The 24,105-nt window shown below is 59.0% G+C and carries 23 protein-coding genes and 1 riboswitch; of the genes, 9 read left to right on the top strand and 14 right to left on the bottom strand.

Going from position 1 to position 24,105, the window contains the following annotated elements; all coding sequences use genetic code 11:
• Nucleotides 1-281: 281 nt before the first annotated feature.
• From CKALI_RS08690 to CKALI_RS08680, 3 genes are all read right to left on the bottom strand, one after another.
• On the bottom strand, nt 282-1,901 hold the full coding sequence (locus CKALI_RS08690; RefSeq protein WP_156192982.1) for a solute symporter family protein: 1,620 nt from the start codon (nt 1,899-1,901) through the stop codon (nt 282-284).
• Nucleotides 1,901-2,245, bottom strand: a complete 345-nt coding sequence (locus CKALI_RS08685) for a DUF485 domain-containing protein (protein WP_156192980.1) — start codon at nt 2,243-2,245, stop codon at nt 1,901-1,903. Before CKALI_RS08685 ends, CKALI_RS08690 begins: the two co-directional genes overlap by 1 nt.
• 372 nt (nt 2,246-2,617) lie before the next feature.
• On the bottom strand, nt 2,618-3,238 hold the full coding sequence (locus tag CKALI_RS08680; RefSeq protein ID WP_156192979.1) for a resuscitation-promoting factor Rpf1 domain-containing protein: 621 nt from the start codon (nt 3,236-3,238) through the stop codon (nt 2,618-2,620).
• Nucleotides 3,239-3,246: 8 nt separating this feature from the next.
• Nucleotides 3,247-3,397: riboswitch (cyclic di-AMP (ydaO/yuaA leader) on the bottom strand.
• Nucleotides 3,398-3,793: 396 nt separating this feature from the next.
• On the opposite strand from CKALI_RS08680, the gene CKALI_RS08675 reads away from it, so the two are divergent.
• Nucleotides 3,794-4,180 (top strand): cold-shock protein, encoded by a 387-nt coding sequence (locus tag CKALI_RS08675; RefSeq protein WP_156192978.1) that lies wholly within the window; start codon nt 3,794-3,796, stop codon nt 4,178-4,180.
• Here CKALI_RS08675 and CKALI_RS08670 read toward each other — a convergent pair.
• Together CKALI_RS08670 and CKALI_RS08665 are read right to left on the bottom strand one after the other, a co-directional pair.
• A complete protein-coding gene (locus tag CKALI_RS08670; protein ID WP_156192976.1) occupies nt 4,177-4,668 on the bottom strand; it encodes a DUF2771 domain-containing protein in 492 nt (163 codons plus the stop codon). The genes CKALI_RS08675 and CKALI_RS08670 overlap by 4 nt on opposite strands.
• A 15-nt stretch (nt 4,669-4,683) precedes the next feature.
• On the bottom strand, nt 4,684-5,460 hold the full coding sequence (locus CKALI_RS08665; protein ID WP_231580446.1) for a glutaminyl-peptide cyclotransferase: 777 nt from the start codon (nt 5,458-5,460) through the stop codon (nt 4,684-4,686).
• A gap of 36 nt (nt 5,461-5,496) precedes the next feature.
• On the opposite strand from CKALI_RS08665, the gene CKALI_RS08660 reads away from it, so the two are divergent.
• Entirely contained in the window at nt 5,497-6,165 is a 669-nt protein-coding gene (locus tag CKALI_RS08660) for a DUF3027 domain-containing protein (protein ID WP_407643747.1), read from the top strand.
• Here CKALI_RS08660 and CKALI_RS08655 read toward each other — a convergent pair.
• A complete protein-coding gene (locus tag CKALI_RS08655; RefSeq protein ID WP_197079670.1) occupies nt 6,162-6,665 on the bottom strand; it encodes an aminotransferase class IV in 504 nt (167 codons plus the stop codon). The two genes, CKALI_RS08660 and CKALI_RS08655, sit on opposite strands and share 4 nt — an antisense overlap.
• Before the next feature lie 92 nt (nt 6,666-6,757).
• Nucleotides 6,758-8,527 (bottom strand): chorismate-binding protein, encoded by a 1,770-nt coding sequence (locus CKALI_RS08650; RefSeq protein WP_231580445.1) that lies wholly within the window; start codon nt 8,525-8,527, stop codon nt 6,758-6,760.
• Nucleotides 8,528-8,657: 130 nt separating this feature from the next.
• On the opposite strand from CKALI_RS08650, the gene CKALI_RS08645 reads away from it, so the two are divergent.
• Both CKALI_RS08645 and CKALI_RS08640 read left to right on the top strand, forming a co-directional pair.
• Nucleotides 8,658-10,115, top strand: a complete 1,458-nt coding sequence (locus CKALI_RS08645) for an NCS2 family permease (protein WP_156192971.1) — start codon at nt 8,658-8,660, stop codon at nt 10,113-10,115.
• 48 nt (nt 10,116-10,163) lie between these two features.
• The gene (locus CKALI_RS08640) at nt 10,164-10,997 is read left to right on the top strand and encodes a TrmH family RNA methyltransferase (protein WP_156192970.1); all 834 of its coding nucleotides are present in this window, start codon (nt 10,164-10,166) and stop codon (nt 10,995-10,997) included.
• Here the strand turns inward: CKALI_RS08640 and CKALI_RS08635 are convergent.
• From CKALI_RS08635 to serC, 3 genes are all read right to left on the bottom strand, one after another.
• Entirely contained in the window at nt 10,994-11,854 is an 861-nt protein-coding gene (locus tag CKALI_RS08635; protein ID WP_156192968.1) for a DUF6928 family protein, read from the bottom strand. The genes CKALI_RS08640 and CKALI_RS08635 overlap by 4 nt on opposite strands.
• Before the next feature lie 6 nt (nt 11,855-11,860).
• On the bottom strand, nt 11,861-12,697 hold the full coding sequence (gene sepH / locus CKALI_RS08630) for a septation protein SepH (protein ID WP_156192966.1): 837 nt from the start codon (nt 12,695-12,697) through the stop codon (nt 11,861-11,863).
• Between the two features lie 95 nt (nt 12,698-12,792).
• Complete coding sequence (gene serC / locus CKALI_RS08625) at nt 12,793-13,920, bottom strand: phosphoserine transaminase (protein WP_156192964.1); 1,128 nt, start codon at nt 13,918-13,920, stop codon at nt 12,793-12,795.
• 640 nt (nt 13,921-14,560) lie between these two features.
• Between serC and CKALI_RS08620 the strand changes: the two genes are divergently transcribed.
• Nucleotides 14,561-15,859: a citrate synthase gene (locus CKALI_RS08620; RefSeq protein WP_197079669.1), complete on the top strand. Its 1,299-nt coding sequence runs from the start codon at nt 14,561-14,563 to the stop codon at nt 15,857-15,859.
• Between the two features lie 114 nt (nt 15,860-15,973).
• Nucleotides 15,974-16,333, top strand: coding sequence for an FKBP-type peptidyl-prolyl cis-trans isomerase FkpA (gene fkpA / locus CKALI_RS08615; protein WP_156192960.1), 360 nt, complete (start codon nt 15,974-15,976; stop codon nt 16,331-16,333).
• A gap of 74 nt (nt 16,334-16,407) precedes the next feature.
• On the opposite strand, the gene CKALI_RS08610 is transcribed toward fkpA, so the two are convergent.
• The 4 genes from CKALI_RS08610 to CKALI_RS08595 are packed head-to-tail and all read right to left on the bottom strand — an operon-like array spanning nt 16,408 to nt 19,867.
• Nucleotides 16,408-17,553 carry an NAD(P)-dependent malic enzyme gene (locus CKALI_RS08610; protein WP_156192958.1) on the bottom strand — a complete coding sequence of 382 codons (1,146 nt, stop codon included), beginning with the start codon at nt 17,551-17,553 and terminating at the stop codon, nt 16,408-16,410.
• 9 nt (nt 17,554-17,562) lie between these two features.
• Nucleotides 17,563-19,059, bottom strand: a complete 1,497-nt coding sequence (locus tag CKALI_RS08605; protein WP_156192956.1) for a carboxyl transferase domain-containing protein — start codon at nt 19,057-19,059, stop codon at nt 17,563-17,565.
• A 59-nt stretch (nt 19,060-19,118) separates the two neighbouring features.
• On the bottom strand, nt 19,119-19,604 hold the full coding sequence (locus CKALI_RS08600; protein WP_156192954.1) for a hypothetical protein: 486 nt from the start codon (nt 19,602-19,604) through the stop codon (nt 19,119-19,121).
• Entirely contained in the window at nt 19,604-19,867 is a 264-nt protein-coding gene (locus tag CKALI_RS08595) for a helix-turn-helix transcriptional regulator (protein WP_156192952.1), read from the bottom strand. Before CKALI_RS08595 ends, CKALI_RS08600 begins: the two co-directional genes overlap by 1 nt.
• 87 nt (nt 19,868-19,954) lie before the next feature.
• Between CKALI_RS08595 and CKALI_RS08590 the strand changes: the two genes are divergently transcribed.
• The 3 genes from CKALI_RS08590 to CKALI_RS08580 are packed head-to-tail and all read left to right on the top strand — an operon-like array spanning nt 19,955 to nt 23,928.
• Nucleotides 19,955-20,827 carry an aldo/keto reductase gene (locus CKALI_RS08590; protein ID WP_231580444.1) on the top strand — a complete coding sequence of 291 codons (873 nt, stop codon included), beginning with the start codon at nt 19,955-19,957 and terminating at the stop codon, nt 20,825-20,827.
• Nucleotides 20,824-21,579, top strand: a complete 756-nt coding sequence (locus tag CKALI_RS08585) for an enoyl-CoA hydratase (RefSeq protein WP_156192949.1) — start codon at nt 20,824-20,826, stop codon at nt 21,577-21,579. The genes CKALI_RS08590 and CKALI_RS08585 overlap by 4 nt, the downstream gene beginning before the upstream one ends.
• Before the next feature lie 21 nt (nt 21,580-21,600).
• Complete coding sequence (locus CKALI_RS08580) at nt 21,601-23,928, top strand: HAD-IC family P-type ATPase (RefSeq protein WP_156192947.1); 2,328 nt, start codon at nt 21,601-21,603, stop codon at nt 23,926-23,928.
• Nucleotides 23,929-24,105: the final 177 nt, after the last annotated feature.

Genomic DNA, 24,105 nt, shown 5'->3' with positions numbered 1-24,105 from the left:
TGGCCTACTACTCCAAGTGGTGGCGATACTGGCAGCACAAAAGACCCTAGGCTTGGCGCTGGCACTAGCGGTTATCCCTACGGCAATGTTCTTTGTCTCCGGGATACTCCTGCACCATTGGCTGCTTGTTGGGGCCGCGGTGATGTTCGGAATAGGACATGTCTTTATTACGTATCAGACGCATCGGGATTGCGAATCCTGACCGCCAGGAACTGCGCTAAATACAAAACTGAGAGCCCCCGAAGGGGCTCTCAGTTTTCAGCTCTGGGGCGTCGAGAAGCTTAGTGCTGGACTGCCTTTTCCACACCGACACCGGTGAGGGAACGGACTTCCATCTCAGCGCGCTTGAGCGGGAAGTTATCCGGCTTGCCGAGGTACGTGCCGATGATGCCCATGAGGAATCCGACCGGGATCGCGATGATCGATGGGTTGGTCAGCGGGAACCATGCGAAGTCCATATTCGGGAGCATGGCGGTCTTCGCGCCGGACACTGCCGGTGAGAAGATGATCAGGATGATCGAGGTCAACAAGCCACCGTAGATGGAGAACAGAGCGCCGGTGGTGTTGAACTTCTTCCAGTACAGGGAGTACAGGATCGTCGGAAGGTTTGCGGCTGCCGCGATACCGAAGGCGAGCGCCACCAGGAAGGCGATGTTCTGGCCCATGGCACCGATGCCCATGACGATGGCGAGGATACCGATGACCACAACGGTGATGCGGGAAACCCGGACCTGCTCCTCTTCGGAGGCCTTACCGTCGCGCAGCACGGAGTTGTAGATGTCGTGCGCCACCGAAGCGGAAGCGGTGATGGCCAGGCCTGCGACCACAGCGAGGATCGTAGCGAACGCGACTGCGGAGATACAAGCCATGAAGATGGTGCCGCCGACCTTGGAGGACAGCAGGAGGACTGCGGAGTTTGCGCCACCTGGAGCGTTGGCAATCTGGTCAGCGCCGACGAGGGCAGCTGCGCCGTAGCCCATGATGACGGTCATGAGGAAGAACACGGCGACGATAGCGGTGGTCCAGACGATGGAGCGGCGTGCTTCCTTAGCGGTAGGCACGGTGTAGAAACGCATCAGGACGTGCGGCAGACCAGAAGTACCAAAGACCAGGGCGAGACCAAGGGAGATGAAGTCGAGCTTGGTCAGGGTGTTCTTGCCATACTTCAGGCCTGGGTCGAGAATTGCGTCGCCCTTCGGGTGGTTAGCCACGGCTGCTTCCAGCACAGCGTTGAAGCCACCCTTGACCGCGACGAAGGTCAGGATCGTGATGATGATGGAACCGCCGACGAGGAGCACAGCCTTAATCATCTGGACGTAGGTGGTGCCCTTCATGCCGCCGACCAGAACGTACACAATCATCAGCACGCCCACGATGGCAACGACGATAGCCTGCGCGGCCTTACCGTTGATACCCAGCAGCAGGGCGACGAGTCCACCTGCACCGGCCATTTGGGCGATGAGGTAGAACAGGGAGATCGACAGGGTGGAGATTGCCGCCGCCATGCGGACTGGCTTCTGGTTGAGGCGGAAAGACAGCACGTCAGCCATAGTGAACTTACCGGTGTTACGCAGCGGCTCGGCCACGAGAACCATGGCCACCAGCAGTGCGATAAGGAAGGCGACGGAGTACAGGAAGCCGTCGTAGCCGCTCAGTGCGATAGCGCCGGTGACACCCAGGAAGGCAGCTGCGGAAAGGTAGTCGCCGGAGATGGCGAGACCGTTCTGCCAGCCGGTGAAGGAAGCGCCGCCGGTGTAGAAATCGGAACCCTTCTGGGAGGTCTGACGGGTTGCTCGGACAACGATGGTCATCGTTGCCACGATGAACAGCACGAAAATCGAGATGTTCAGGATTGGATTGCCGGTGGAGACCTGCTCTTCGGCTGCGAGAATGTAATTCATTAGGCCACCGGGCTTTCTGGGGTGGTATTGGTCATGGAGTCACGAAGGGCAGCAGTTGCCGGATCGAGCTTGGTATCAGCGAATCGGACGTAGATCCACGTAACGAGGCCGGCCGTGGCGAACTGCGCCAGGCCGAGGACCATACCGACGTTGATGGCGCCGTACAGACGCTGAGAGACAAAGTCGGTGGCAAAGGTTGCCGTGACGATGTAGAAGATGAACCATGCAAGGAATGCGAAGGTCAAAGGGAAGGCAAACTTCCGGAACGTGCTGCGCAGTTCGAGGAACTGGGCAGATTCGCTGACCTCAAGGAACTCTTCAGAAGTTGGAGTTGTGGATTTCATACTCACCTCACGTGCATATAGCGATGTCTGTCACCTTTGTGAAGAACATGTGTGATGCTACACACAAAGCAAGTGTGACGCACATCAATCCTGCATGCGGGTGTGAACTGTAGCAAACTTCATGCTTTGCAACCTTGTGAAGATTTGGCGAAAAGTTGGTTTTGTTAATCCTGTCTTGTGGTTGTTGGGGGTAATTTTTGGGGCTTTTGTAGCCACCTTGTGGTGTGTGGTGCCGGCAAGTCACAGATTTGAAGGAAAGGGGGAGAAGGGTGGCAATCCCGGGAAAGGGGGTAATTGTAGACAAGGAAAAACCGCGCTCACCATCGCGTAGAGCAATGGTGAGCGCGGTGCGCTCTCCTTGGAGGGGGAGAATTAAGAGCTGGTTGCAACCTGGGTCAGGTCGGTGTTCATGATCTTGGCTACGTTGCCCTTGTTGGCGTTGTAGAAGTCGATCACGGCCTGTGGGGTAGCCATGCCACGAGCGGAGAAGAAGGCCTCGATCTGGGCAAGTACTGGATCCTTAGCAGGTGCTGGAGCAGGAGCTGCCTGCTCAGCTGGAGCATCGTAGACAACTGCTGCAGGGGCTGCGACTGGAGCTGGTGCTGGAGCAGCGGCAACGTTACGAGGGGTTGGGGCGGAGTTCAGGCCCAAGCGTGCGGAGCAAGAAGGCCATGCGCCCCAGCCCTGGCCGGCGAGAACGCGCTCGGCAACAGCGATCTGCTGCTCGCGGCTTGCCTGGTATGCGTAGGTAGCGAATTCCTGGCCACCGTATGCGCTCCAGGTGGATGGGGAGAACTGCAGGCCGCCGTGGTAGCCGTTGCCGGTGTTGATGTTCCAGTTGCCGCCAGCTTCGCAGCCTGCGAGACGATCCCAGTCGGAGTCGGATGCAGCGGAAGCGGTCGGAGCGAGCAGGGTAGCTGCAGCGCCGAAAGCGATGGTGGTAGCGGCAAACTTTGCCTTGAGGGATGCGGTCTGAGCAGAGTGACGTGCCATGTGTAAAAAGTTCCTCTCATGTAACGCCTGCGAGGTTAGCTGTCGGGTTCGGACGGAGGATCTTAGATTGCCCGGCCTCTTAGGTAGTGAGGCTTCACCCCAAGGGAATATCCCGTAAGTGGGTTCCCCGCCCCTGTCTGCATATGAAGTTTCAATTGATGGTGAACTTGTATTGCACTGAATTGGTGCCCGTCGCCTACTCCCAGACAGGGTTAGGCGATAGAGTAGGTGTCAACGAGCGCCGTGCTTGAGACCTAACGGTACTGGTTTGTCGCTGTGGAGTCACGTCTCGCAGCTTGGAATTGCCTGCCAATCTCATTTCGATAACGAAATCCCAGCGTAGCTCGGGGAAATTTTCTCTGTGAACTGTGTCACCCATGTCGTTAAGCTGGTAGCGATGTGATCGATGTGGCCAGTGCTATTCAAGTGGCTCACGCGCCCCCGAGACGTGTTATTCATAATTAATGGAGTACAATTTAGGCTTTATCTTGACTCGCTGGAGGCGCCAGTACACCGGCCGCCCAAAGCTTGCACAAACTGTAGGGAGGTTCGATCATGCCAATCGGCAAAGTGAAGTGGTTTGATGTGGAGCGCGGTTTTGGTTTTGTTTCCAACCCGGGCGACGAGGATGTCTACGTTAACCGTCAGGTCCTACCAAAGGGTGTGACTGAACTGCACCCGGGTCAGCGCATCGACTTCGATTTCGCCGCTGGTCGCCGTGGCCCACAGGCGCTGCGCGTAACGGTGCTTGACGACGCCCCATCCCGCAAGCCACAGCACAAGTACAAGCCAGAAGACCTGGCTTCCATGATCTCCGACATGATGACCCTGCTGGAAACCAGTATCCAGGGGCCACTCTTGGCTGGCCGCTACCCTGATCGCAAGGAGGGCCGCCAGGTGGCGGAAATCCTGCGCGCTGTGGCGAAGGAGCTGGACGCCTAGGCCGCGTTGATGGACCAGACCACGGTATAAGGGGTTTCCACTCCAGCAGCATCGTGGCCAATCAGTACAGTCGATACCTCGACCACGACCAAGCGTGGTCGAGGTTCGCCGTCTGCGGACCCTTTGATTTCGACTTCTTTTGCCTCATGGCTCTTGAAATACTGCTGGCTGTTGGCCGCAGGGTCGTCGTAGATCTTGAGCACCGACCAGTCGTGGTCATAAATGTCCTTGGGGACCTCGATCTTCAAGGTGTCATCGGCGCCGACGCTGATCTGCGGAACCTCGCCCTCTGGGCAGTCAACCCCCGGCTCACACACCATATAAGGCTTAATTTGCTGGCCATTTGCTTTGATCGTCACCTGATCCGGCTCCGGGCCGGGACGGCTATTCCACCAATTCTGGAATGCGATGGAACCTGCAACCACCGCGATCACAGCCACGATCAAAATCAGGAACTGGATCAGGTTTTTCTTTCGCTTCGCTGCCATGGTTGATAATGCTAGTTAACTCTTCGGCACAAACCGAACTTCGTACACATCGGGCCACCGCTTTCCGGTGAGGTAGAACCGGTCGGTGCCGGGGATGTGTGCGATGCCGTTGAGGACATTGTTCGGGTCGCGGGTCGCATTGTTGGACAGGCCTGAGGCGTCGATAAGCCCAAGCACCTCGCCCCCAGGGCTGAGCTTGACGATCTCCGTGGTCAAGAAACGGTTCGCATAGATCGCGCCGTCGGCGCACTCGAGCTCATTGAGCTTATCGACGCCCGTCGCCACGCGTCCCTTTTCCGCGAACGTGACCGAGTCCAGGACACGTAAGGACTCGGTGCCGTCAGACATGTAGAGGGAAGCGTCCAGGGCACACAGCCCCCAGCCCTCGCCGGGAAAACTAGCCTGGCCGATGACCTCAAGAGTCTCGGGATCGCGCTGGTAGGCCACGCCATTTTGCCACGTGAGCTGCCAGATAGCGTCGGTTGTCTGGGCAATGCCTTCGCCGAACTCCGTTGCCTTGAGATCCGCGCTCGCCACCTCAGCGCCATCCATCGTGCGACGGTAGATTCGACTTTCGCCGAGCCAGCCCGTGCCCACGATGAGCTCGTTAGGATCCCGCCGCGACACTTCCAATCCCTGGGTGAAGGACCCGGGATCACCGGGCAGTGTGCGCACAATCTCGACGGTGAATTGAGCGGCGCCGGACTCTGGAACTGGATCCGGTGCGGGGGCGGTACCGCAACCGGAGAGCAGGCTGCAAGTGGACAGGAGGCCGGCAAATGTGGATCTCATAACTATCCATTTTGCCCCATCGGACATAATGGGTCTGTGGCATCTACTAAACGAGGACACCGAGGACCCCTGTTCGACTCCCGCGCGATTAGCATCGCACGGCGAGCGCTCGCCGAGATGGGCGAGGACGGCGTGGGAGCGCACACGGGTGTCTCGGTACTGTCGCGGGACGCAGTAGCGCATCATTTCGCTGCTGATGTTCCCGGTTACCGCGGCTGGGAGTGGAACGTTATCCTCGCCTGCGCGGAAGGCTCACGGTTCGTCACCGTCAACGAGGTCGCGCTCATGCCAGGGCGCGACGCACTGCAGGCACCGGACTGGGTCCCATATGAAGATCGCGTGCAGCCTGGCGATCTACAGCCGGGCGTGTATATCCCGCCGCGCGCAGACGATGAACGCCTGGAGGACACCGATTCCGGCCGCACCCTGACCAAGAAGGGTTTCGAGGATTCCCTCAAGCGCTGGCGCGAGGAATATGGGCCGACGACCGAAAGCGCGGAGCTTTCTCAGCTCAAGTGTGAGACCTGCGCGTTTTTCCTTCCGGTGACGGACATCGGCAAGTTTTTCGGCGTGTGCTGCAATGAGTTCTCCGACGACGGTCATGTCGTGCACGCCTCCTATGGCTGTGGCGCGCACTCGGAAACCCCGGGGCCTAAAAATCTAGCGACCCAAGAGCACACGCCTTTCGACGACGAACGCTTCTAAACCCTGTCGGCCAGCGCCCACAGGCGTCGATTGATCTCTGTCACGGGATAGTCGGCGCTCGTTGTTCGCACCCCCGAAAAGGCGTTGAGCAGCCACATCGGCCGGGAGAGGTCCTCGACAGTGATCACATCTTGGGTGATAGGCAGTAGTCTGCTCAGTTGCTGAGCCGTGGTCGATGGCAGAGCATCAGGATGCGCCGAAAGGACCGGTCCGTCGCGCCATACGATGAGCGCGGAGAATAGCCCTTCTACTATCAGCCCCTTCTCGTCGATCAGCACGCCTTCATCGAAGCCTTTCGCTTGCGTCTCTTGGTGCCGGGCAGCCAGCCATGCGAGATCCGGACCCTTAATCGTGGGCTGGGTCCGTTCATCCAGATGGGGCGTGGGATCCACTCGAATCACCTCAGTGAAGGGCCGATCCGGGCGAAAGAGCACCTCGGCTGTGTCCGTGACCTGCGGAAAACAGGGTTCCGGGCCGAATGCGCGCAGCTCGGCTCTCACGCTGCGGATGCGATCGGGTGTCAGCCCTAGCCGCTGGAAATGAGCGCCCAGATTGCGCACACGTCCATCGACCATTCTGAAGCTGGTCACGGTCATGGCTGCTCCAGCAGCAGTCGGAAAGGTGTAATTTTCACCAGGACCTCATCGTATTCCTCATCAGGATCGCTCAGCGCCGTGATTGCGCCGCCTGCACCGTAGCTCAGGTGTTGTCCCTCCTGCACTACGGTGCGGATGAGAATCGAGAAATCGGCATCTCCGGTGGCCGAAATGTATCCCATGCAGCCGGAATAGAACCCTCTGTCTGTGCCTTCCAAGTCAGCGAGGATATCCATCGATCGTTGCTTCGGTGCGCCGGTCATTGAGCCACCGGGAAAAGCCGCTTGGATCGCATCCACGGAGCCCACTCCCGGCGCAAGATCGCCGGTGATCGTCGAAATCATTTGGTGCGCCCGGGAAAAGGTGTGCACTGCGCATAGCTCGGGAACGCGGAGGGAGCCCGGGACACAGGAGCGAGCCAAGTCATTACGAAGCAAATCGACAATCATCAGGTTCTCGGCGCGGTCTTTTGTGCTGTGCGAAAGCTCAGCTCGCAGGCGCTCATCTTCAGCGGCGGAGTCACCGCGCGGACGAGTTCCCTTAATCGGAGAAGCCGAGATAAGCCGCTGTCTAATCTGTAGAAATCGTTCCGGTGACGCGGACAACACGTTCACGGGCCCCAGGAACAGACCCGCCATCGGCGACGGCGCTACCTCACGCAGCCGCAGGTACAACGCCAGCGAATCCGCCTCACACTCGGCAGAGGCACTGGTGGTCAAGCACAGCTCATAGGAATCTCCGGCCGCAATTGCTTCCTGGCACTGTGCGATGAGCTCCGCGTACTCGGCTCGATTGTGGCGCAGCGCGATCGATGCCGACACCGCCACTGGTGACGGTGCAGAACGCAGCGTAGGCAGCTCACGGTTGTCCTGGCTGATCAGCCAGGCTTCATCGCCGCACACTTGATAGACGACTTCCGGAGCCAGCAGTTCACCAGCCACAAACTCGCCGCCATCTCGTCCCCCGGAAGCCTCATAAGGCAGCACGCCCAGCGCGCCGGGCACGAAGTCGACTGGTGCAGGATCCGAATCCGCAGCCAGCACGCCATGCGGGATCTGATGAGGGGACACCAAGCGATGCCCCGCTCCGACCAGATGCATACCGTCGTCAGTCGCGGTGTCCAGCCACGTCACGTAAGGGAACTCAGCGCGCCACGTTGCGACCAGGTCCGCCAGATTCACGAGCGGCGCCCGGCGGCGGTGCCAGATGGGGAGGACTCCAGTGGCGTCGACAAGCTGCCGCATGAGCTGCTCGCCATGGGCGCTGCCAATGGATTCAGGGTGGAACTGCACACCCCACTGGGGCTTATCGACGCGCCGGAGTGCCATCACAGTGCCGTCGTCCGCGCGGGCCAGGACCTCAATGTTCGTCGGCTCGGTGACTTCGAGCGAGTGGTAGCGGATGACCTCGAAAGGCGAGGGGATGCCTTGAAAGATCCCGGTGCCGTCGTGGTGGACGTTGCTGGCTAGTCCGTGTCGCGGATGCTGCGCGCGAGTGACCTGGCACCCGGCATCGAGAGCGATGGCTTGATGCCCGAGGCACACGCCGATGACGGGAGCGCTGCCGGCGAGCGCGTCGGCGCAGCTACCGATGTCAGCTGGATTTCCGGGGTGCCCGGGGCCGGGGGAGAGGATGTAGAGGTCGGCTTTGGGCAGGGGGATGTCGTTGGGCACGATCTCCGGCATGATCCCCACGGCGCGGTAGATGAGGTCGCCGAGCAGGTGGGTGAAGGAATCGTGGTTATCGATGAGTAGGATCTTGGTCACTTTTGGGTAGCCCATTTCAGGTTTTGATGTAAATATCCTAGCTCTCCAGTTGCTTTAGCCGGGAGGTGGGTGGGACTCTTTAACGGGCACTAGTCAACAAAACTAGTGCAATTGACTGTTTGGAGAACTCATGACGGCAACTGCCACGCCACCAAAGGGTGCGCTCGATAAATTCTTTTCCATTAGTGACCGCGGATCGACCGTCGGGACCGAGGTTCGCGCCGGCATCGTGACCTTCTTCGCTATGGCGTACATCATCATCTTGAACCCGCTGATCATCGGCACGATTGAGGATCACACCGGCCACGCGCTCGGTCTGCCACAGGTTGCGGCGGCGACTGCGTTGGCTGCTGGCGTGATGACCATTTTCTTTGGTCTAGTGGCGCGTTATCCGTTCGGTATCGCCACTGGCCTGGGCATTAACACCCTTGTGGCAGTGACCATGGTGGCCGGAGAAGGCCTGACCTGGGAAGAAGCCATGGGACTGGTGGTCATCGACGGTATTATCATCGTCCTCCTCGCCATTTCCGGCTTCCGCGTTGCTGTGTTCAACGCCATCCCGGATTCCTTGAAGGCCGCCATGGGGGTCGGCATTGGCCTGTTCATCGCGATGATTGGCCTGGTCGACTCCGGTTTCGTCCGTCGTATTCCGGACGCCGCGGGTACCACCGTGCCGGTTGGCCTGGGTATTAACGGCTCGATCGCTTCCTGGCCAACCTTTGTTTTCGTCATCGGTCTGGTTATCTGTGGCATTTTTGTCGCGCGTAATACTCGTGGCGGACTCTTCTTTGGCATCGTCATCACCACGATCATCGCCATGATCGTCGAGGCTCTCACGGGAGCTGGCCCATCCTTCGCAGATGGTAAGCCAGTTCCTACCGGCTGGTCCCTGGCAGTTCCCGAGATGCCTAAGTCCCTCGGTGGTATGCCGGATCTGTCCATCGTCGGTGCCGTCGACTTGTTCGGAGCGTTTTCTCGAGTCGGCGTGCTGGCGGCTACCTTGTTGGTGTTCACCCTGGTTCTGGCCAACTTCTTTGACGCGATGGGCACCATGACTGCGCTCGGCAAGCAGGCAGGTCTGACCGACGAGCATGGCAACTTGCCAGATATGAAGCAGGCCCTGGTCGTCGAGGGTTGCGGCGCAATCGTCGGCGGTGGCATGTCCGCCTCCTCCAATACCGTCTACATCGACTCCGCAGCGGGCATCGCCGATGGCGCACGCACCGGTCTGGCCAACGTAGTAACCGGCGTGCTGTTCCTGCTGGCCATGTTCCTCACTCCGCTGTACTCCGTTGTGCCGATTGAAGCGGCAGCGCCAGTACTCGTGATCGTCGGCGCCCTGATGATGGGCCAGATTCGAGAAATCGACTTCACTGACTTCTCCATCGCACTGCCAGCATTCCTCACCATCGTGGTCATGCCTTTTACCTACTCCATCGCCAACGGCATCGGCGTGGGCTTCATCGCTTATGTCTTCATGGCTATGGCTTCCGGCAAGGTCGCCAAGGTGCACTGGCTGCTGTGGCTGATCTCTGCGCTGTTCATGGTCTACTTCGCTATTGATCCAGTGATGGCGCTGTTCCAATAACCTCCTGCTAAATCTCCATACCCGGGTGCACCTTTGTAGCATTTGGGTATGGAGATTTCGCATATTTCGGATCCATCTGATCCGCGGCTCGATGACTTCCGCGACCTCAAGCACTCCGATAATCGCCCTGACCTGCCTGGCGGCAAGGGGCTAGTTATCACGGAGGGACCGCTAGTGGTGCGTCGCTGCCTGGAGTCGCGCTTTCCGGTGCGCGCGCTCTGCGGCTTCGAAGCAAAGCTCGAGTCGTTCCTTGCCGAGCCGGGCGTAGCCGAGCTCGTGGCAGGGATTCCGATTTACTGCGTGACCCGCGAGGTGCTCGCAGAGGTAGCCGGTTACGACATGCACCGCGGTTTACTCGCCGCGGCAGATCGCGCACCGGCGTTGTCCGTGGCCGAGGCTATTGAGGGGGCCCGGACGGTGGTGATCCTGGAGGGGGTCGGGGATCACGAAAATATTGGCGGAATTTTCCGCAATGCGGCCGGAATGGGTGTCGATGCGGTGTTGTTCGGTGCTGCCTGCGCGGATCCGCTGTACCGCCGTTCGGTGCGCGTGTCCATGGGGCATGTCCTGCGCACCCCGTTCGCGCACTTCGGTGGAACACCCCGGACATGGCAGCACGAACTTGGGCTTCTCGACGGCTTCCGCCTCGTTTCCCTCACCCCGAACACGGATACTTTGCTCAAGGAAGCTTTAGAAGGCAATCCGGACAGGGTAGCGCTCTTGGTAGGGGCCGAGGGGCCGGGGTTGACGGAGCGTGCGATGCGTGCGACGCACGTGCGAGCGAAGATCCCGATGACTCCGGGCACAGATTCTTTAAACCTGGCCACGGCCGCAGCCATCGCCTTTTATGAGCGGCAGCGGGCGCAACTACAACTGGACTAGCCGCGGTCGGTGTGCCGCAGTTTGTCCTGTACGACTTCTTTGAGCGTGCGCAGTCTGCGCCCCACTCGGCGCGCCAGTTGCTTGGAGCCATGTACTGCGGCTCCCATGTGGTTGTCGGCCGGCTGCGGGGCAGGGGCGTCTTCGTAGTCGTCGTAGTCGCGGGTGTTCGGGTTGATGCCGAGTTTGGTGGATGCTGCGGAGACGACGTCGGCTACTGACTTGGCAGTCTTGGGGGATTGAATGCGCGGCTCTTTTCGACCATCAATGGCGTAGCCCACTACGGAAAGGTCGGGCCCCTCCGCCGAAATGTCTACGCCCAACCAGTGCACGTCAGCTTCGTGAACGAGATCGATCGGGTCAAACGGGAGATCGATGCCGCGTTTCGGGCCGGTGGCGCGCTCACCAGACCAGAATGGGTTCTCGAAGGCCTCTGGCAAGCCGATGTCTTCGTAAACACGGTCGCGGCGCGCACAAAAGCTGCGCCGAATCTTGCCTTCCCGCCAATGGGCGATACCGCCGAAGCCGGTGTCAGTATTTTCTGCGAAAGCGTAGACATCTCGCGCGGTGACGGAACTGAGCAACTTTGGGCTCAGCTCGGAGAGCACCGTCATATTAGAAACCAGGGTTTGTACGATTGTGATCCCGGGATAGCCGGCGATATAGAATTCGCCCTTTGATACCGCTACCGACCGATTCAAGGGAAACTGTCCGAAAACAGCGATCGGCCACGTGGGATCCATCAGAGCGAGGTATTTGCGGCCGAACCCGCGATCCGCCTTAGGCTCGGCGGACAACACTGCTGCAGGGTCGTCGGCATTGACGAACCACAGCGTGACCACGGCGTCGTGCGGCTGCATGGGGCGCTAGCTCCTCGGACGCTTTGTGTTAGTGCGCACGCCAAGAAGCACATCCTCCCAATGCGGGGTGACAGCCTTTCTGCGACGCTTCTGTGGCTGAGGCTGAGAATCCGGGTGCTGGAGAAGTTCCTCTTCGGTTTCTTCCACTAACTCCGGTTCTGGATCTTCATGAACCGGGGAGATCGAGCGGATCGCGGGCTGGCCGAAGTCAGGATCAGTGAGATCGGCGGCAATGGCGTTGCGGGCCACTGCCGTGGCATTGCTCACGCCGTGCGCGTGATAGGACCACTCGGCCGTGTTGTCGGAATGCCCGGCCTGCCAGGTCACTCGTACTACCCACTGCCCGGACGGATCCTTGTAGGCATCCCACGTTGACGTGGTGAGGTCGTTGCCACGAGCTGCGAACGCGGTGGCCAGCACTTCCCACAATGTGAGCTTTGCTGGGCCGTCTTCGCGCACCGGATGGGAACGCTTTGCCATGTCAGCGATGCGGGCGCGCTCGATGAGGACTGGGTGCGCAAACGGCTCAATGCGGGCCTCGGTGACATCGTTCTCAGCTGCCACCTGGGCGATCGTGGCGCCCGAACGGATACGTTCCTGGATTTCACGGGGACGCATCTTCAGTGGGGCGGACAGACGCGGGTCGATTTCGCGCGGTACGGGCTTGTCTTCGACAGGTTCCGGTTCCGGCTGTGGTTCTTCTTGCACCTCGGGTGCCGGGGATTTGCCGTCGATAATTGCCCGCAGGTCGTCGGTGACCTCGATGAAGAAATCCTCGTCACCTGAGCGCAACACCAGCGAGGTGGCGGTCGATTCGGCTGCTACGAGCGTGAGTTCGCGCAAAGGTTGCTCCTTATCGAGGTTGGGCGTGTCACAGACCACTGTAGACCAAAAAAGCGCAGCAACGTGGGAGTTACTGCGCTTTCGAGGGGGTGTGTTTAGGCGGTTGCGTGACCGTTATCGATCGCCCAGTCGATGGCCTTGGTCAGCTTCTCGACGTCCGTTGAATCGATCGCTGGGAACATACCGATACGCAGCTGGTTGCGGCCGAGCTTGCGGTATGGCTCGATGTCCACGATGCCGCTTGCGCGCAGTACCTTGGCGATCTTGGCTGCATCGATGTTGTCGTCGAAGTCGATGGTACCCACGACGAGGGAGCGCTTTGCAGGATCCTGAACGAATGGGGTAGCGCCCTCGCGAGCCTCAGCCCAGTTGTAAAGGATGTCGGAGGAAGCAGTGGTGCGCTTGACCATGCCGTCTAGGCCGCCGTTGGCGTTCATCCACTTGACCTGGTCATCCATCATGAGCAGGGTAGCAACTGCTGGGGTGTTGTACGTCTGGTTCTTGCGGGAGTTGTCCACGGCCGTCTGCAGGTTGAGGAAGGCTGGGATGAAGCGGTCGGAAGCGTTGATCTTCTCGATGCGCTCGATGGCTGCTGGGGACATTGCTGCGAACCACAGGCCGCCGTCAGAAGCGAAGCACTTCTGTGGGGAGAAGTAGTAAACGTCAGCGTTCTTCATGTCCACTGGGAGGCCGCCAGCGCCGGAGGTGGCGTCGATGGCAATGAGAGCTTCGGTGTCCGGACGAACAACGGGCACCATCGCACCGGTGGAAGTCTCATTGTGAGCCCAACCGATGAGGTCAACGCCTTCGATGGCCTGTGGGGCTGGGGCGTCGCCTGGCTCGGCCTCGATCACGACTGGAGCCTCGAGCCATGGAGCCTGCTTGGATGCCTTGGCGAACTTAGAGGAGAACTCGCCGAAAGACAGGTGGCCGGACTTCTTTTCGATCAAGCCGAAGGTCGCAGCATCCCAGAATGCGGTGGCGCCACCGAGGGACAGGACGATCTCGTAGCCCTCTGGCAGGGAGAAAAGGTTGGACAGGCCTTCGCGCAGGGAGCCTACGACATCCTTGACCGCAGGCTGGCGGTGAGAGGTGCCGATAATGCCGGTTGCGCCGCTGACGATAGCGTCGATCTGTGCAGGGCGAACCTTAGAAGGCCCGCAGCCGAAACGGCCATCTTCCGGGAGGAATTCTGCTGGCAGAGTAGGGAACTGATCGGACATGGACCAACCTTTTCTAGATGCTTCTCGGGAATACGAGGTGATTTCAAGATTGCGCATATTCTACCCCGTAGAGATTGCATGAAAGTGAAAGTATGCAAACTTGGGGGTGCTTGAGAGCTGTATTGCAGGCTTCGCAAACTTGGGTACGAATGTGTGTAGTCAAGCAAATCTGCCAACGTAATCAACGGCGTGACCTGCAAGGTTGCAGTAGTAAGGGGGTGGATGAAAGAAAATGGGGCAAAAATGTAGGCGCCGTCACAATTTTTGCTATTATGTGCGGTATCCCACGATGCCTTGGGTGGTCACCAGGGCTCGTGAACTTTAAACGGTCAAAATCATGCCGGCACAGAGTTCTCGGGGTGCGTAACAGCTCACAAACAGTCTATTGGCTTCCACAAGGTTAAGAAATTGGCAACCGCTTTGTGAAACAATGGGGCATATTGTGTAGGTTTGCCTAAGTTGCAATATGATGTGGCTCATACGCGCAAAGCTCCAGCGCGCCTTCCTTAGTGTGAAAGGTAGGCTCTAGTGGAGGATATTAAATGCCTGACACAAGTGGCGACAACTAAATAGCACTACCCGCTGACAGCGCCGATAGCCCAACAGGGATCCTGGCCTGTGAACAATCGAAAGGGAAACTGTGGCTTCTGATAACAACGAAAAGGCCGTACTCCACTACCCAGGTGGCGAGTACGAATTTGACATGATCCGCGCTACCGAAGGTAACGACGGTATCGTTCTCGGCAAGATGCTTTCTGAGACCGGTCTTGTCACTTTCGATCCAGGCTATGTAAGCACCGGATCGACCGAGTCTAAGATCACCTACATCGACGGTGACGAGGGCATTCTCCGCTACCGCGGCTACGCCATCGAAGATCTTGCTAAGCATGCCACCTTTAACGAGGTCTCTTACCTCCTCATCAACGGCGAGCTCCCAACTCAGGAACAGCTCTCCACCTTCAACGACGAGGTTCGCCACCACACCCTCTTGGATGAGGACTTCAAGGCACAGTTCAACGTGTTCCCGCGCGACTCTCACCCGATGGCCGTGCTTGCATCATCCCTGAACATTCTCTCTACCTACTACCAGGACACCCTGGACCCACTGAACCCAGAGCACCTGCACAAGGCAACCATTCGCCTGATGGCTAAGGTGCCAATGCTGGCCGCATATGCTCACCGCGCACGCCACGGCGAGCCGTACATGTACCCAGACAACTCCCTGAACGCACGTGAGAACTTCCTCCGCATGATGTTCGGCTTCCCAACCGAGCCATACGAGGTTGACCCACTTCATGTGAAGGCTCTGGACCAGCTCCTCATTCTGCATGCAGATCACGAGCAGAACTGCTCCACTTCCACCGTGCGCATGGTTGCCTCTTCCCAGGCCAACATGTTCGTTTCCGTTGCAGCTGGTATTAATGCACTTTCCGGCCCGCTGCATGGTGGCGCTAACCAGGCTGTTCTGGAGATGCTGGACGAAATCAAGTCCAACGGCGGCGACGCAACCGACTTCATGACTCGTGTCAAGAACAAGGAAAAGGGCGTCAAGCTCATGGGCTTCGGCCACCGCGTGTACCGCAACTACGATCCACGCGCTGCCATCATCAAGGAGACCGCACACGAGCTGCTGTCCAAGAACGGCAACGACGAGCTCCTCGAGCTGGCCATGAAGCTCGAACAGATTGCACTCGCGGACGATTACTTCATCTCCCGCAAGCTGTACCCGAACGTGGACTTCTACACCGGCCTGATCTACCGCGCTATGGGCTTCCCAACCGATTTCTTCACCGTGCTCTTCGCCATGGGTCGCCTCCCTGGCTGGATCGCACAGTACGTTGAGCAGGTATCCCAGCCAAACGGCAAGATCTACCGCCCACGTCAGATCTACACCGGCGAAGCTCTTCGCCCATGGTTGCCTCGCGACCAGCGTGGCTAAGCCTCGTAAGTAGCCTTTGAGCCAAATGCCTCCCACTTTGCGTAAGCTTTGGGGGAGGCATTTGGCTCATATTCTTGTTTTGAACATCAAAATACCTTGAAGGAGTTTTTCGTAATGGAAAAGCCAGTCATCGAACCACAGCAGGGTCCTGCTCCAGAAGACCTCGTCATTGTCGACCTCATTGAGGGCGAAGGTGCCGAAGCACAGCCGGGCGGCATGGTTGAGGTCCACTACGTGGGCGTCGACTTCGAGACCGGTGAGCAGTTCGACTCCTCCTGGGATCGTGGCCAGACCATCGAATTCCCACTGGCAGGCCTCATCGCAGGCTGGCAGGAAGGCATTCCGGGTATGAAGGTCGGCGGTCGCCGTCAGCTCACCATTCCGCCAGAGGCAGCTTACGGCCCAGCTGGTGGTGGACACCCACTGTCCGGACGCACCCTCGTCTTCGTGATCGACCTCGTGGGTACCAAGTAAAGTTCAGACGCCAAAAGGCCCGCCCTACGGACTAGGGAAATGACTAGTCCGTAGGGCGGGCCTTTTGGCGTGCGCTACTTCCTAGCGATAGCAGCTGCTTGTACAGCCTTCGCCACCGCAGGAGCAACGCGCGGATCGAGTGGCGACGGCACAATGTGATCGACATCGAGATTCTCGCGGGCGATGTCGGCGATCGCGCGCGAGGCTGCGAGTTTCATCGTCTGCGAAATCTCCGTCGCACCAGCTTCGAGGGCACCCTTGAAGATGCCGGGGAAAGCCAGCACGTTGTTGATCTGATTCGGAAGGTCGGAACGGCCGGTGGCGACCACGGCGCCGTACTTGCGCGCAAGCTCCGGATCAATTTCCGGGGTGGGATTGGCTAGTGAGAACAGGATCGGGTCTGGAGCCATGAGCTGGAGCTGTTCCTCGTTCACATGTCCTCGCGAGAGTCCGATGAAAACATCTGCTCCTAGCAACGCGGTTTCTATGCCTCCAGAGAGCCGGTCAGAGTTAGTGATTCGGGCGAGTTCCTGCTTAACCGAATTCAGCGGGGTGCGATCCGGGTGAATGATGCCTCGGGAATCGACCATCACGATGTTCTTCACGCCTGCTGCGATGAGCATCTTGGCCGTCGCAACGCCCGCCGCTCCGGCTCCTGTGATGACGACCTTGAGGTCAGACAATTTGCGACCGAGCAGCTCGGCAGCATTGCGCAGGCCTGCAGTGATGACTACGGCGGTGCCGTGCTGGTCATCATGCATGATCGGCATATCCAGGGCTTTGATCAGGCGGCGCTCGAGCTCGAAGCAGCGGGGAGCGGAGATGTCCTCAAGGTTGATGGCGCCGAAGGACGGCGCGATGCGGACGATGGTGTCAAAGAGCTCATCGATGTCCAAGGTATCCAGCACAATCGGCACAGCGTTGAGTCCGGCGAAGCGTTGAAACAGCTGGGCCTTGCCCTCCATGACGGGCAGGGCAGCTTGGGGGCCAATGTCGCCGAGTCCGAGCACAGCGGTGCCGTCGGAAATGACTGCGACGGTGTTGCCTGTCCAGGTGTATTCGCGGACGAGAGCCGGATCCTCGTGAATCGCCTCGCAGACCCGAGCGACACCAGGGGTGTACGCAATGGACAGGTCACGGGTGGTTTCGAGTGGGCGGGCCGATGAAACGGTCAGCTTGCCACCGCGGTGGGCATCAAAGATTTCCTGGTCGCTGATCATTTACTTAGGTTACTGTAGCTGAGCTAACTTTTCGTAGTGTTGGAAGCGGAGTTCACGACCCACTCGCTGCGGATTGTGATCAAGTTCCCACAATGTGTGGCTGATCGTGGTCAGAACTCGGTCAATGAAGGCATCTGGCTCGTCCGCAGCGTCGCCGATTTCTGGGATGATCGCGTCTACAATTCCCGCCTTAAGCAGGGAATATGCGGAAACATCCTGTTCTTCCATCATCTGTGGTGCGTGTTCTGTATCACGGTAGATAATGGCAGATGCCCCTTCTGGGGGAAGCGGCGACAGCCAGGAGTTGCTGGTGGCCAGGACGCGGTCGGATGGAAGCATAGCCAAGGCACCACCTCCGCAGCCTTGTCCGAGGATGATGGAGATGGTTGGGACGTCGAGATCGACCAACTCTCCGAGCGTTCGCGCGATGGACCCAGCCATGCCGTGCTCTTCGGCAAATTTGGACAGTTCCGCGCCTGGCGTGTCGATGATGGAGACCAGAGGTAGTTGCAGTTGGTGCGCTAGTGCAATGCCACGGCGGGCCATGCGCAGCGCCTCGGTGCCGAGGGGATGTACGCCGTGTGGCGGTTGTTGGTGTCGGTCTTGGCCGATGAGAACCACGGGGCGGCCGTTGATCTTTGCCAGCGCAACCGTGACAGCGGGGGAGCGTCGACCATCGCCACTGCCCGAGAGCTTAATGAGGGATGAACGCAGCTTAGTCACAATGTCCCGAACTCCGGGACGATCCGGACGACGCGTGCACAGAATTGAGTCCCACACGCTGCCTGGGGTAGGCGTGTCAACATCTGGGAGTTCTGGTTGAGTCGCTGGCGCCTCGGAAAGCAGAACCTCGTTGATCTTTTGCACTGCTTCGCGTAGGTCAGCAGGAGAGACTACACCGTCGATGACGCCGCACTTGGCCAGGTTTTCTCCGGTCTGTACCCCTTCCGGCATCGGGTTGCCCGTGGTGAGTTCCACTACGCGCGGGCCGAGGAAGCCAAGGAGGGCGCCGGGTTCCGCGAAGGTGAAATGACCTGCAGAGCCCCATGACGCCATCACTCCGCCAGTGGTCGGGTTGCGGAGGTACACCAGGAACGGCAGGTGCTCGTCTTTGTGTCGGGAGACCGCGGTGGTGATGGACACCATGAGTGCAAAGGCGGGGGTGCCTTCCTGCATGCGGGTTCCGCCCGAGGAAGGGGAAATGAGGAGCGGTAGTTGTTCTGCGGTAGCGCGGTGAATGCCGTCCATAATGCGGCGCGCGGTGGCGGCGCCGATGGAGCCGCCGAGGAAGCTGAACTCGCTGAGAATAGTGGCTACTCGACGCCCATTGATCGTTCCTTCACCAGTGATAACAGACTCGTCGACGCCCGACTTCTCGCGCGCACGTTCAAGTGCAGCGCGGTAGTCTTCAGAAATGTCGCCATACTCCGGTGGGGTGTCCCAGCTGACGTAGGAGTCAGGGTCGAGTACTTGGGAAATGAGATCGTTTGCGCTGGTGCGAGTCATAACTTAAACGTAGCTAAACCCACACCAACAAGGTGCGGGTTTCGGGCTAATGGGGGTGGCTATTCTTCGTCTGGCTTTTCCCATGCCAAAGCGAGGGCTGGGTAGCTGCCAAAAATGAGGGTGGCAAGAAGTAGGAGCCAGCCGACAATCAGGGTTTCGGCGTGGGGCATTCCGGTTCCGAATAACGTCCTTGCGATGAGGTAAAAGGCGAAGGCGGAGCCGGAAAAGGACAGCAGTTTAGCTGAAAATGAACGGTGCCTTTCCAGGCGTTCGAATTGGTACTCGTCGAGCGCGGACACGGGGGCTTGATCTTCACTGTCGATAGTGATTCGGATCATTGTCCATGTGCTTGCGAGAACAAGCATGAGTGCTGCAAAGACTAGAGAAAATGCAGGCGCAACGAGGACTAGAAAGGCGCTGGCTGCAGCTATGCCAGTAACAACCAGGTGCAAAACAACAAGTTTGCGCCGGGCGCGTTGGGGACGGAGCCGGGGAAGCATATTAGCAGTGAGTTCTTGCTGCTTGCGGTAGCTTTCGAGCTTCATTATTTGTCTCCTTGGTAGATCTGGGTGGACATCGGGGTGAATTCGGTGCGTGAGAAGATCGCTTCGATGGGGAGATTGAAGGCCTCGGAAAGATTCATGGCGAGGTCGAGGCTGGGGTAGTGGTCGCTGCGCTCGAGGGCGCCGATGGTTTGGACGTTGACTCCGATTAGTTCAGCGAGCTGTGCGCGACTCAGGCCGCGCTCGGTTCTCAGTAATCGGATCCGATTGAATATTGGCTTTGACGGTTTTTTTGCTGGGCTCACAAAATAAAGTGTTGTATAAACACAACAGTTTGTCAAGATTTAAGAATTTTGATGCAGGCGTGGCCCGAAACGCGTTTAATGGGAGATATGACTGAAGCCACAATTAGTCCGGCTCTCCAGTTCCGAGATGGCACCGAGTTTCCGCAGCTCGGCCTCGGTACGTGGAAGTTGCGGGAGGAAGAAGCAGAGCGCGCCGTGCGCACCGCCATTGAGGTGGGCTATCGCCACATCGACACCGCGGCCATCTATCAGAATGAAGAAGCCGTGGGCAAGGCGATCCGCGACGCTATCGCAGCAGGCGAGGTCACTCGCGACGAGCTCTTCGTCACCTCCAAGCTGTGGCACAACCAGCAGGGCGAAGATACTGCCACCGGTTTCAACCAGTCGCTGGAACGCCTCGGCCTGGACTACCTGGACCTGTACCTCATCCACTGGCCATGGGCATCAGCCGACCGCTATGTGCGCTCGTTCGAGGAAATGGCGAAGATCCAGGGCCTTGGCAAGGTGCAGTCCATCGGCGTATCCAACTTCTACCCAGAGGTGCTGGACCGACTCATCGCAGAGACCGGTATCACCCCGGTGTGCAACCAGATCGAGGTTCATCCCGGTTTCTCGCAGCCAGAATTGCGTGCCTACCACGAGGAACACGGTATCGTGACCGCCGCGTGGTCCCCGTTGGGGTCGGGAGCGATCGTGGATCTGGCGTCGATAAGCGAGCTCGCTGAGGAAACTGGGCGCACAAACGCGCAGGTCATCTTGCGCTGGCATCTTCAGCTTGGCAACCTTGTTATCCCTCGTTCGAGCAATCCTGAGCGGATCGCGGAGAATTTTGGCATCTTTGACTTTGAGCTCTCTGACGCGCAGATGGCTGCCATCACCGCTCTGGATAACGGCCCAGACCAGGGGCGTCGAGGAGCGGACCCACTTGTATTCCCCGAGCCCGAAGGGACGAACGAATGAGCAATCTCCGCCAGGACGTTGATGGGCGCGTGCTCATCCTCACGATTGATCGTGACGAGCGCCGCAACGCCCTCGACGCCGAGCTGTGCATGGACATTGCCGATGCCGTGAACGACATCTCCCTGGAGAATGAAGCCCCGATTCGGGCGGTGCTCATTCGCGGGGAGGGGAGTGCGTTCTGCGCTGGCGCCGACCTTGGTGACGATGCCGGCGGAGTATATGGGGATAACTTCCACACCAAGCTCCAGCACATGCTCACCTCCATCATGAACTGTCCCGTACCAGTCATCGCAGACATTCAAGGTCCAGCGGTTGGTGCGGGAGTCCAGCTTTCCTTAGCCTGTGACCTGCGAGTTGTTGGCCCGAACGCCTGGTTCCTTGTCCCACCGGCCAAGCTCGGTTTCGCCTTGGACAACTGGACCATTCGTCGCAGCGTCGAGCTGCTCGGTGGCTCCGTCTCCCGTGGCGTTTTGCTCGCTGCTCAAAAGATGGACGTCGACCAAGCCCACAATGTCGGTTTCGTGCACCTGCGTGGCAATGCGGACGATGCTCTTGCTTATGCGCACGAAGTGTCTGGAAACGCGCCCCTGTCTATGCGGCACCTCAAGAGCGTGCTTAACGACGGCGGTTTCGGTTTCGAACTTTCCGCCAAGCAACAGCAGGATTACTTCGCTGTCTGGCAGAGCGAGGATGCTCAGGAGGCTCGCATCGCACGCAAGGAAAAGCGCGCACCTGAATTTAAGGCCCGGTAACCTGCACTATCATTAGCTCTCATGAGCTTTGTGACCCCACCGCACGGTCTTTCCTTGACAGAAGTTTCGGATCGGCGCGGCCTCGGGCAGGTCAATGTGGTCACGCGGAAGACAGGGCGCACGGTCGGGCAAATCGTGCGTGCCAACGTCTTCACGCGGATCAACGCCATTCTTGCGGTGCTGTTCGCGATCGTCATGGTCACAGGTAGTTGGATCAACGGCGCTTTTGGCCTGCTCATTATCGCGAACTCGAGTATCGGCATTATCCAGGAGGTTCGAGCAAAGCGGACGCTCGATCGGCTGTCGATCCTCGGCGAAACCAAGCCCCGTGTGATTCGCGATGGTGTCTCAGTTCAGGTCGCGCAAGGAGAGATCGTGCTGGATGATCTCATCGAACTCGGCGCCGGCGACCAACTTGTGGTGGATGGAGTGATCCGGTCGGCCGCTGAGCTCAAAGTGGATGAGTCCATGCTGACCGGCGAATCGGATCCAGTGGTCAAGCGAGACGGAGACAAGGTACTCTCCGGTTCCTTCGTGGTTGCTGGCGAAGGCACCTACCAAGCCACCGCTATCGGCCCTGACGCCTATGCTGCCAAGCTCATCGCAGCTGCGGGCGCCTTTTCGCTCACCGATTCCGAGCTGCAGCGAGGCATTGACAAAATCCTCAAGATCATCAGCTGGCTGTTGATTCCCACCGGCGCACTCACTATTTGGACGCAGCTTGGCCGTACCGAGGCGCCACTCAATGAAGCGATTTTGGCCATGGTGGCCGCCCTCGTGCCTATGGTGCCAGAGGGGCTTGTACTCATGACGTCTATTGCGTTCGCTGTGGGGGTGGTGCGTCTGGGGCGTCGACAAGCGCTGGTCAACGAGCTCGCCGCGATCGAGATGCTGGCGCGCGTGGACGTGGTGTGCCTGGATAAGACAGGGACACTTACTGAGAACCGGATGGATCTGCTGCGCGTGGAAAAGCTGGCAAACCTAGATATCGAGCCTGAAGCAGTTCTGCGCGCGATGGTCGCCGCTGACAACCGGCCCAACGACACCATGCGTGCGATCGGCGAGGGGGTTGCCGGAGAAACAGCGTGGCAGGTCGAGCGGGCCGAGCCGTTTGATTCCGCGCGCAAGTGGTCGGGTGTGGATCTTGGGCCGCGGGGTAGTTGGGTGCTGGGCGCCCCGGATATGCTCTGCTCGGACCCGTCCGTGCTTGAGCGCGTGGCCGCAGACTCGGACAACGGCCTGCGTGTGTTGTTGCTGGGCCAGGTACCTTCGCTGGATGATGTGACACTGGCGACCGTTACACCCGTCGCTAAGGTCGTGTTGCAGCAAAAGGTGCGTGCCGATGCAGCCGCAACCCTGCAGTTCTTCACCCGTGAGGACATGGCGGTCAAGGTTATCTCGGGTGACAATGCGGTATCTGTTGGGGCGGTTGCGCGGCAAGTGGGCATCGAGGGCGAAATTGTGGACGCCCGGAACCTCAAGCCAGGAGACGTACTTAGCGCCGCAGTGTTTGGCCGCGTCAATCCTGGTCAGAAACGCGACATGGTCGAGGAGCTGCAGCGCGCCGGGCACTGCGTGGCAATGACTGGTGATGGTGTCAACGACGTGCTCGCGCTCAAAGCGGCAGATATCGGTGTGTCTATGGGCTCGGGTGCTCCCGCGAGTAGATCGGTGGCGCAGGTGGTGCTGCTGGACAACAGCTTTGCTACCTTGCCGCACGTCGTTGCTGAGGGCCGCCGAGTAATTGGCAACATCGAAAGAGTAGCCAACCTGTTCCTGACCAAGACGATTTACTCCTTGGTGCTCGCGGCGGTAATGGGGATCTGGGGGCTGGCCTACCCATTTCAGCCCATCCACGTGACGATGATCGGCTGGTTCACCATCGGCATCCCGGCGTTTGTGCTGTCGCTCGGGCCTAACACCGAGCGCGCTCGTGGGGGCTTCGTGCGTCGGGTGCTGGGGTTGGCGGTGCCGTTCGGACTGCTCATTGCGGCGTTTACCATTGGCTTTTGGGTCTGGCATTACCCGACGGAGTTGGGTGGGGTGGAGCATCGTCAGGTGTCCACTGCCACGCTCGCGGTGCTGCTGACGATGGCGATGTGGGTGCTCGGCGTCGTTGCTCGCCCGTTAACGTGGTGGAAGATCGCCCTGATTGGCGCAGGGGCCGCAGGATACCTCGCAATCTTCCTGATCCCGGTGCTGCAGCGGTGGTTGCTGCTGGATGCCAGCAATGGGCAGCTGCTTGTCGACGCCCTCCTCACCGGTCTCGCGGGTGCTGCCGCGATTGAGCTCGTGCGACTACTTTCGCCATCAACACAAAGTTGGCTATTGCGTCGCTTGCGAAGCTAATAGTTGCAATTTTCAGACCATTAACAAGATTTGCAAATAGTGGTGAATGGCATTCATGGGGGTGAATTGCTTTTCTATATAGATAAAGGTCAGCCATGCTTGTGGGGGTGGTTGTTAACTTGCTAACTAAATTCTTGGGCAGAAGAGTTCAGCATTGCAATGTGAGCTAGGTAACTT

Source organism: Corynebacterium kalinowskii, from assembly GCF_009734385.1.
GTDB lineage: Bacteria > Actinomycetota > Actinomycetes > Mycobacteriales > Mycobacteriaceae > Corynebacterium > Corynebacterium kalinowskii.
This window is presented reverse-complemented; position numbering and strand designations above follow the sequence as displayed.

Excerpts from the sequence above, each read along its gene's own strand:
- CKALI_RS08600 (WP_156192954.1), bottom strand. The coding sequence starts at position 19,604 with ATGAAGCTCGAAAGCTACCGCAAGCAGCAAGAACTCACTGCTAATATG.
- CKALI_RS08635 (WP_156192968.1), bottom strand. The coding sequence starts at position 11,854 with ATGCAGCCGCACGACGCCGTGGTCACGCTGTGGTTCGTCAATGCCGAC.
- CKALI_RS08610 (WP_156192958.1), bottom strand. The coding sequence starts at position 17,553 with ATGATCAGCGACCAGGAAATCTTTGATGCCCACCGCGGTGGCAAGCTG.
- CKALI_RS08685 (WP_156192980.1), bottom strand. The coding sequence starts at position 2,245 with ATGAAATCCACAACTCCAACTTCTGAAGAGTTCCTTGAGGTCAGCGAA.
- CKALI_RS08590 (WP_231580444.1), top strand. The coding sequence starts at position 19,955 with ATGACTGAAGCCACAATTAGTCCGGCTCTCCAGTTCCGAGATGGCACC.
- CKALI_RS08690 (WP_156192982.1), bottom strand. The coding sequence starts at position 1,901 with ATGAATTACATTCTCGCAGCCGAAGAGCAGGTCTCCACCGGCAATCCA.
- CKALI_RS08670 (WP_156192976.1), bottom strand. The coding sequence starts at position 4,668 with ATGGCAGCGAAGCGAAAGAAAAACCTGATCCAGTTCCTGATTTTGATC.
- CKALI_RS08675 (WP_156192978.1), top strand. The coding sequence starts at position 3,794 with ATGCCAATCGGCAAAGTGAAGTGGTTTGATGTGGAGCGCGGTTTTGGT.
- CKALI_RS08605 (WP_156192956.1), bottom strand. The coding sequence starts at position 19,059 with ATGACTCGCACCAGCGCAAACGATCTCATTTCCCAAGTACTCGACCCT.
- CKALI_RS08680 (WP_156192979.1), bottom strand. The coding sequence starts at position 3,238 with ATGGCACGTCACTCTGCTCAGACCGCATCCCTCAAGGCAAAGTTTGCC.
- CKALI_RS08645 (WP_156192971.1), top strand. The coding sequence starts at position 8,658 with ATGACGGCAACTGCCACGCCACCAAAGGGTGCGCTCGATAAATTCTTT.
- CKALI_RS08585 (WP_156192949.1), top strand. The coding sequence starts at position 20,824 with ATGAGCAATCTCCGCCAGGACGTTGATGGGCGCGTGCTCATCCTCACG.
- CKALI_RS08640 (WP_156192970.1), top strand. The coding sequence starts at position 10,164 with ATGGAGATTTCGCATATTTCGGATCCATCTGATCCGCGGCTCGATGAC.
- CKALI_RS08665 (WP_231580446.1), bottom strand. The coding sequence starts at position 5,460 with ATGAGATCCACATTTGCCGGCCTCCTGTCCACTTGCAGCCTGCTCTCC.
- fkpA (WP_156192960.1), top strand. The coding sequence starts at position 15,974 with ATGGAAAAGCCAGTCATCGAACCACAGCAGGGTCCTGCTCCAGAAGAC.
- serC (WP_156192964.1), bottom strand. The coding sequence starts at position 13,920 with ATGTCCGATCAGTTCCCTACTCTGCCAGCAGAATTCCTCCCGGAAGAT.
- CKALI_RS08580 (WP_156192947.1), top strand. The coding sequence starts at position 21,601 with ATGAGCTTTGTGACCCCACCGCACGGTCTTTCCTTGACAGAAGTTTCG.